Here is a 7636-nt window from a genome sequence, read left to right on the forward strand (position 1 = left end):
CATACAGGGTCTGGGACCAGGCCGCCGGCTCCAGCCCCGCCTCGCGCACCAGCCGCTCCAGCTGGCCCCGGGTGAAGGGGCGGCCGTGGCCGAAGGGGGTGTTCTCGGCCCGCGCCCACAGGCCGCCGCGCGCCGCCGCCGCCAGGATGATGCGCCCGGTGGGGGCCAGGGCGCGCACCGCCTCCAGCAGCAGGGCGGCGGGATCGTCGGCCTCTTCCAGGGCGTGGACCAGCAGGATGCGGTCGAACGACCCGGCGGCGAAGGGCAGGCGGCGGTCGTCGACCAGAAGGGTGCGGTTGCGCCCCACGCTGGGCCAGTGTTCGACGCCCTGGCCGCTCGGCATGGCGGCGACCACGCGGCGGGCGCCGACGAAGGCGTCCAGCCAGGGCGTGGCGTAGCCGACGCCCAGAACGTCGCAGTCGGGGGCCTCGCCCCAGGCGTCGTCCAAGCGCCGGGCCAGCAGGCGGCGCACCAGGGCCCCGGTCGGCTCGCCGTAGAAGGTTCGAAGCTCGTCGATGCTGCGCCGCATGGGGTCCACCATAGGCCCGCCGGAGCCGTCCTGCTAGAATGACGTCATGACCCTGGATGTTCACCTGTTTCCGTGCCGCAGCGACAATTACGGCTTCCTGATCCGCGATACGGCGACCGGCGTGGTCGCGGCGGTGGACACGCCGGATGCGGAGCGAATCCTGCAAGAGTTGGAGGCCCTGGGCTGGGGGCGGCTGGACCTGATCCTGAACACCCACTGGCACCCGGATCACACCGAGGGCAACGAACGGCTGAAGGCCGAGACGGGCTGCGAGATCGTGGGGCCGGAGGAGGTGCGCCGCGTCGCGCCGCTGGACCGGGTGGTCGCGGACGGCGACGTGGTGATGGTCGGCGAGACGCGGTTCGAGGTCACGGCCACGCCCGGCCATACGCTGGGCCATGTGGTCTTCCGCTCGGTCGAGAACCAACTGGCCTTCGTCGGCGACACCCTGTTCGCCCTGGGCTGCGGCCGGTTGTTCGAGGGGACGCCGGAGCAGATGTGGGCCAGTCTTCAGGCCCTGGCCGCCTGGCCCGAGGCGACCGTGATCTGGTGCGCCCACGAATATACGGCCTCGAACGCGCGTTTCACCCTGACCCTGGACGACCGGCCCGAGACCCGGGCCCACGCCGAGGCGATCTTTGCGGCGCGGGCGCGGGGCGAGCCCACCGTGCCGACGACGATCGGGACGGAGCGGCGGTTCAATCCGTTCCTGACGGCGGTCGATGCGGCCCAGTTCGCCGCGCGGCGGGCCGCGAAGGACGGCTTCAGCGGCTGAGGACGTCGTCCGCGACCACGCGGACGATCAGGGCCGAGGACGGCCGGCCGGCCACGCCGGCGCGCGGCATGATCACGACGCGCAGGACGCCGCGAGAGAAGGTCGCCTGCGGGCCCCGGCCCTGATCGACGATCTCGATGCGGCGGATCTTGTCCGCCTCGCGACGCAGGGCCGGTGATCGGGCCATGCGGGCGATGGCGTCCACGGCGGTCGACAGGGCGTCGGCGGCCACGGCTTCCGAGCCCGGCTGAATGTCCACGTCCACGACCACCAGTCGGCCCAGGGCGCGGCTGGCCCGGTCGCTCTGGCGGATGATGTAGTTCCACAGCTGGACGGCCGTCAGGGCCGGGGCCAGCAGGGGCGCGGCCTCGCCCGACGGCGAGACGGGCGAGCCCTGGGGCGCCGTGGTGGTGTACAGGGTCATGCCGCCGTCGGCCGTGACGCGCAGCACCTGGTCGCCGTTGTCGTTGCGATAGACGATGTCGCCGCGCGGCGCGGGGGCGGGACGCAGCACCCAGATCTCGGTCGAACGGTCGAACCGCAGCAGGGGGCGCGACCCGGTCACGTCCAGCACGAACCCCTGTCCCGTGCCGGCCACATAGCGGGCCGAGGGCGGCAGGTTGCGGCGCGACTGGGCGTGGCAGTCCGAGGGCAGGACCGCAGGCGCAGCCACGGACAGACCCACGGTCACGACGGCCGCCAGGGCCATCGCGGTCACGCGAGGCGACTTTTTCGCCCAGTCCGTTTCCGTCAACTTCATGAGACTGTGGATGAAACCGTCACGCGGCGGATTTTGGGCGAAGCCGCTTCACCCGACCAGGTACTGACCGCCGTTCAGAGACAGAGTGCAGCCTGTGACATATCCAGCACGCTCGCCCACCAGCCAGGACACCATGTCGGCGATCTCCTCGCCCTTGCCCAGGCGGCCCACGGGGATCTGGGCCACGATGGATTCCAGCACCTTGGGGTCCATGGCGCCGACCATCTCGGTGTCGATATAGCCGGGGGCGATGCAGTTGACGGTCACGCCCTTGCGGGCGTTCTCCAGGGCCAGGGCCTTGGTGAAGCCGATCATCCCGGCCTTGGCGGCGGAATAGTTGGTCTGGCCCACCTGGCCCTTCTGGCCGTTGATCGAGGAGATGTTGACGATCCGGCCGTGGCCGCGGTCGCGCATGCCGTTGATGACCTGGCGGGTGGTGTTGAAGACGCTGTCCATGTTCACCCGGATCACGTCCGACCACTGGTCATGGCTCATCTTGTGGAAGAAGCCGTCGCGGGTGATGCCGGCGTTGTTGACCAGGATGTCGACCGGACCCAGCTCGGCTTCGACCTCCTGCACCGCACGCGCGCAGTCTTCGAAGCTGCCGACATTGCCCTTCACCACGAAACAGCCGGTGGCCCTGGCCGTGGCCTGGGCGGCTTCGTCATTGCCGGAATAGCCGGCGGCGACGCGGACGCCGTCCTCGCTGAGGCGCTGGACGATCGCCCTGCCGATGCCTCGGGTGCCGCCGGTCACGAATGCCACACGCGCCATGATCGTTTCCTTGTCCCTTTGGTCCGTCTGCTGCGGACCGTGGTTAAAGGTGTAGCGACGCCTCGGCCGCAGGCAAGCCCGATTTCCGCGGGGGAAACCGGGCTTGATGTCGCACGGATCAGGCCGCCAGCTTTTCCATGTCGATGACGAAGCGGTAGCGGACGTCGGACTTCAGCATCCGCTCATAGGCTTCGTTGATCTGGTCGGGGGCGATGGTCTCGATGTCGCAGGCGATGCCGTGTTCGGCGCAGAAGTTCAGCATCTCCTGGGTTTCGGCGATGCCGCCGATCAGGGAGCCGGCGATGCGGCGACGACGCCACAGCAGGGGCACGGCGAACACCGGCAGGCCCTCGGTGGTCAGGCCCAGCATGACCATGGTCCCGTCACGCGCCAGCAGCTGGACCTGGCTGGAGATCTCGTGCGTGGCCGAGACGGTGTTGATGATCAGGTCGAAGCTCTCGGCCGCGGCCTTCATCGCCGCCTTGTCCGAGTTGATCAGGAAATGCTTGGCGCCCATCCGCTCGGCGTCGGCCTTCTTGCGGTCCGAGGTGGACAGGACCGTGACCTCGGCCCCCATGGCCGCCGCCAGCTTGACCGCCATATGGCCCAGGCCGCCCAGGCCGATGACCGCGACCTTCGAGCCCGGTCCGACGCCCCAGGTCTTCAGCGGCGAATAGGTGGTGACGCCGGCGCACAGCAGGGGGGCGGCGACGTCCAGCGGCAGCCTGTCGGGGATGGACAGGACGAAATGCTGATCGACGGTGATGTGGTCGGAATAGCCGCCCTGGGTGATGGTCTCGGCCGTGCCGCCCTTCCGGTCCTTGCCGCCGTAGGTGCCGGTGAAGCCGGGCACGCAATACTGCTCCAGACCTTCCTGGCACGACGAGCATTCGCGGCAGCTGTCGACCATGCAGCCCACGCCGACGCGGTCGCCTTCCTTGAAGCGGGTGACGTTCGAGCCGACGGCCGCCACCACGCCGGCGATCTCGTGACCGGGCACCAGCGGGTACTGGGCCTGGCCGGTCTCGCTGCGGGCCATGTGCAGGTCGGAATGGCAGATGCCGCAGTATTTGATGTCGATCAGCACGTCGTCGGGGCCGGGATCGCGCCGTTCGAAGCTGTAGGGGGTCAGGGGCTTGTCGGCGGCGGTCGCGGCGAAGGCGCGTGTGGCGATCGGCATGGGGAAGTCCTTCAGGCTTTCGGGCAGGCGGTGGGGCGTGGGGGGCAGATGTGGCCCGGCGTGACCGGTCGCAAGGCGGCGCGCGTCATTTCAACTGGGCGATCAGCGCCTGGGCGGCCGCCGGGTTCCGCACCTTGGCCCCCGAGATGAAATAGGCGAAGACCTCGCCGCGTTCGGCCCAGGCGCGGGCCTGGTCGGCGACGGCGGACAGTTCGGCGGCGGTCATGCCGGTGGGCTCGTCCTCGCGGCTGGACATCAGCCGGGCATATCTGAAGTCAGACGTTTCTTCGTCGATCTGGGGCCAGGTCGGCTCCTCGTCATCGACGGCGTAGACGATGGCCGCGCCGTATTTGCGCGCCAGATCGTAGAACTGTTCGGTGGCGAAGCTCGGGTTGCGGACCTCCAGGGCGTGACGCAGGCGGATGCCGTCCTTCTCCGGGGGCAGTAGTTTCAGGAAGCCCTCGAAATCCTCGGGGTCGAACTTCTTCGTCCCCATGAACTGCCAGTTGATCGGCCCCAGCTTGTCGCCCAGTTCGGTCAGGCCCTGGGAGAGGAATTTCTCGAAACTCTCGCCGCCGTCCGACAGAATCTTGCGATTGGTGCAGTAGCGGCTGGCCTTGACCGAGAAGACGAAACCGTCCGGCGTCTCGTCGCGCCATTTGCGCCAGGAGTCGGGTTTGAAGGTCGAATAATAGGTGCCGTTGATCTCGATGCTGGTCAGTTTCGACGCCGCATATTCCAGCTCGCGCTTCTGAACCAGGCCCTCGGGATAGAAGATTCCGCGCCAAGGTTCGAAGGTCCAGCCGCCGACGCCGATGTGGATGGGGTGGGTCATGGCCAGTCGCTTCCCAGAGGTGAGGCCGTCCAGTCCTCGCGTGCGCTGCGGATGCGGAGGACTGCGACGATGTCGTCGATGTGTTCGTAGATGATGACGTGAGCGCCATAGGGCTGAACCCTGACGGGCGGCTGGATATCCGTGTGCAACCGGCCCGTATCGGGGAACAGGAGCAACTGCTGCAACTGGTCTTCCAAGCCTGAAATATAGGTTTCGGTCTGGCGGGCGCCGAACATTTCCAGGCCCTGCCAGAAAATCAGGCGCAGATCCGCTTCGGCGTCTTCGCTCAGCCGCAGGCGGGTCACGCCGCGCCCTTGCGTCTTTCGAATTCGGCGCGGACTTCCTCGAAGATCTCACGTGGGGTCTTTTCGCTGATCCCGCCGGCGCGCGCCTCGTCCACCAATCGCTGCATATGGGCGATCTTCTCGGCCTTGACCTGTTCGCGGCGGATCAGGTCACGGACGACGTCCGAGGCGTTGGCGTAGCGGCCTGATTTGGCCTGTTCCTCGACCCAGGCCTTCATCGGGTCGGGCAGGGAGATGTTCATCGTCGCCATGGGGTCTGCTCCTGTCCGGTCAGAATGGGAGTTTGGCAATCTTTGTCAATTGTCGCAGGGGATTTCAGACGGTGCGGCGAAAAAACAGTGTCTGAATCGTCTGAATTGTCTGAAATCGGGGTGGGACGAAATTGCGCGGAGCCCTCGAACCCAGGGCGAGGCGCCAGAGTCTGCAACTGAATGAGCCTCCCTTCCAATGCCGACGACGGGAGTATAGGCCCGCAGGGAAGGGCGGGGGGTGGCGACGGGATTTTTCAGTCAGGCGGTTGTTTCGTCGACAAAATGTCTGCGGAATTAGGATAGGTGGCGCCTGCGCCGACCGTCCGCGCGCCGGCCCTTATGATCGGCGCGCCATGGTCACGGCGCCGATATGGCCGCCGATGGGGAGCAGACGGACCCTCAGACTCGCGTCGCCCTGGAACCCGCCGCGCGACCGACCCGTCAGGGTGAAGGTCATGCGCACGCCGCCCGAGGCCATGACGACGACCAGCTTGCCGTCCCTTATGCGGCAGTCCGCCGGATCCCCGTCGAGGACGCACGAGAGCCGGCCGCGCGGCTGGGGCGTGACCGTCAATGGGAAATCCAGCTGATTTCCGCTCTTGGACTTGAAGGAGATGCTGAGGTCCTGCCGCTCGGCCGGCGTGATCTTCAGCATCCAGTCGCCGGCCACCTCGCCGCTGGTGATGGGCGGCGCGGCCTGAGCCAGGGCCGTTCCGCAAAGGGCGCAGGCCGCCAAGCCGCTCGCCAGGAACGCTCGCCGCTTCGCCATGCCCGCCTCCGAAGGTTCAGCCTGGAGTAGGGTAGGTCGATGATGCTGGATTGCCGCGTGAATTATTGGAAAGGTTGGGGATCAGCGGACTGTGCGGAGGTCTTAAAGGGGTGAAAGGGGTGAGAAGCGGACGACCATGGATTATGCAGCCCGTGTTTCTCCGACGTTCAAAAACGGCGTCACCGCCGCCATCGCGCGCTGGACGTATTCAGCCTTCTCGCCGACTGGCGCGACGTAGTGAATGGCTTCTTCTGCGTCACGCAGGGTCGCCAAGCGCGCAATCATCCAAGCGGCAAGGTATTGCGAGGCTAGGCAACCGCCGGCGGTTGCGACATTGCCGTGCGCGGCGAACGGCGCATCAACGACATTTACGCCCGCCTCGATAACCCAAGGCTTGGTCGTCAGGTCGGTGCAGGCGGGCAGGTCGCCGATCAGCCCCAGCTTGGCCAGTAGAAGCGTGCCGGAGCACTGAGCGCCGATTAGCTGGCGCGACGGGTCCAGCGGGAGGCGCGACAGGAACGTGGGATCGGCGGCGTAATCGCGGGTCTTGATCCCGCTGCCAATCAGCACCGCGTCGGCGTCGGCCAAGAACTCCAGCGGCTTCTGGCGCTGAATCGTCACCCCGGCCATCGAGGTGACCTCCGGCGTGGGGCAGGTGATGTGGGCCGCCCAGCCCTGTGATTTCATCCGGTTTAAGATGCCTGCTGCGATGAAGGAATCCAGCTCGTTGAAACCATCAAGGGTTAGGACGGCGATCTGCATGACGGGCACGGCGCTAGGAGATGATGAGGAAGACGGCAGGGTCGCCGAGTTATAGGGCCGCCGCAAGAGCGGACATTCTGGTTGCCCGGTTCGGGTCGTCTTGCGAAATCGCCGCCGGTTCGCAAAGCAGACTTGGGAGCAGGGCTCTCACCCGCTGCTCCGGTTGTGACCGGTATGTTCGATTACACCATCCCAGGCCCAGGTTCAGCGAACCGAGACGCCTCGTCAACCGATGTGAGGCATGGCGTGGTCGGATGCTTCCCCACTCATTCCGCGTCCAAATCCCCCCGCGCCGCGTCCGCCAGGGCGAAGAAGCGGTCGCGGACTTCGGCGGCGAAGGGGTTGTCGCGTTCGATGGCGCGGAAGACCGCGGGGCTGTCGTGGCGGACCATGTCGACGGCCTGCATCAGGCGGTCGAAACTGGCGGTGGTCATACGGGTCGGCAGGGGCTCCATGGCCAGCAGCAGGCGGGCGATCAGATGGGTCAGGCCCTGGACCGTGGCGGCCTCGCGGTCGTGATCCTCGGGGCTGACCTGAAACACCTTCAGGGCCAGGGCGCGGCGGCAGAAGGCGGCGACGCGGCGGGCGTCTCTGCGCGCATCGGGGGCGTCGCGCACGGCGCAGATGGCGATGCGCAGGCCGGCGATGCCGTGCTTGCCGCTCTGGGGGCCGAACAGGGGGTGGGTTCCGACGATC

10 protein-coding genes and 1 pseudogene are annotated in these 7636 nt (G+C 67.4%); 1 reads left to right on the plus strand and 10 read right to left on the minus strand.

Annotated elements, in window-relative coordinates:
* On the minus strand, positions 1-529 hold a 529-nt coding region (locus tag ER13_RS14665; protein ID WP_035310410.1), incomplete at its 3' end, for a methyltransferase domain-containing protein.
* A 46-nt stretch (positions 530-575) separates the two neighbouring features.
* Between ER13_RS14665 and gloB the strand changes: the two genes are divergently transcribed.
* Positions 576-1304 (plus strand): hydroxyacylglutathione hydrolase, encoded by a 729-nt coding sequence (gloB, locus tag ER13_RS14670; protein WP_008260401.1) that lies wholly within the window; start codon positions 576-578, stop codon positions 1302-1304.
* On the opposite strand, the gene ER13_RS14675 is transcribed toward gloB, so the two are convergent.
* From ER13_RS14675 to ER13_RS14715, 9 genes and pseudogenes are all read right to left on the minus strand, one after another.
* Complete coding sequence (locus ER13_RS14675; protein WP_231492564.1) at positions 1294-2013, minus strand: DUF4908 domain-containing protein; 720 nt, start codon at positions 2011-2013, stop codon at positions 1294-1296. The genes gloB and ER13_RS14675 overlap by 11 nt on opposite strands.
* A 99-nt stretch (positions 2014-2112) precedes the next feature.
* A complete protein-coding gene (gene phbB / locus ER13_RS14680; RefSeq protein WP_035310400.1) occupies positions 2113-2838 on the minus strand; it encodes an acetoacetyl-CoA reductase in 726 nt (241 codons plus the stop codon).
* 118 nt (positions 2839-2956) lie between these two features.
* Positions 2957-4018 carry an NAD(P)-dependent alcohol dehydrogenase gene (locus ER13_RS14685; protein WP_035310401.1) on the minus strand — a complete coding sequence of 354 codons (1062 nt, stop codon included), beginning with the start codon at positions 4016-4018 and terminating at the stop codon, positions 2957-2959.
* 85 nt (positions 4019-4103) lie between these two features.
* Positions 4104-4853, minus strand: coding sequence for a DUF72 domain-containing protein (locus tag ER13_RS14690; RefSeq protein ID WP_035310403.1), 750 nt, complete (start codon positions 4851-4853; stop codon positions 4104-4106).
* Complete coding sequence (locus tag ER13_RS14695) at positions 4850-5158, minus strand: type II toxin-antitoxin system RelE/ParE family toxin (RefSeq protein ID WP_008263996.1); 309 nt, start codon at positions 5156-5158, stop codon at positions 4850-4852. Before ER13_RS14695 ends, ER13_RS14690 begins: the two co-directional genes overlap by 4 nt.
* Positions 5155-5409, minus strand: a complete 255-nt coding sequence (locus ER13_RS14700) for a type II toxin-antitoxin system ParD family antitoxin (RefSeq protein WP_008260094.1) — start codon at positions 5407-5409, stop codon at positions 5155-5157. The genes ER13_RS14695 and ER13_RS14700 overlap by 4 nt, the downstream gene beginning before the upstream one ends.
* A 337-nt stretch (positions 5410-5746) precedes the next feature.
* Positions 5747-6178 carry a hypothetical protein gene (locus ER13_RS14705; RefSeq protein WP_035310405.1) on the minus strand — a complete coding sequence of 144 codons (432 nt, stop codon included), beginning with the start codon at positions 6176-6178 and terminating at the stop codon, positions 5747-5749.
* Positions 6179-6319: 141 nt separating this feature from the next.
* Positions 6320-6940: a DJ-1/PfpI family protein gene (locus tag ER13_RS14710; protein ID WP_035310407.1), complete on the minus strand. Its 621-nt coding sequence runs from the start codon at positions 6938-6940 to the stop codon at positions 6320-6322.
* A 266-nt stretch (positions 6941-7206) separates the two neighbouring features.
* Positions 7207-7636: pseudogene (locus tag ER13_RS14715) on the minus strand (prephenate dehydrogenase dimerization domain-containing protein); the annotation flags it as partial.

This window comes from Brevundimonas sp. EAKA (genome assembly GCF_000698025.1).
Lineage (GTDB): Bacteria > Pseudomonadota > Alphaproteobacteria > Caulobacterales > Caulobacteraceae > Brevundimonas > Brevundimonas mediterranea_A.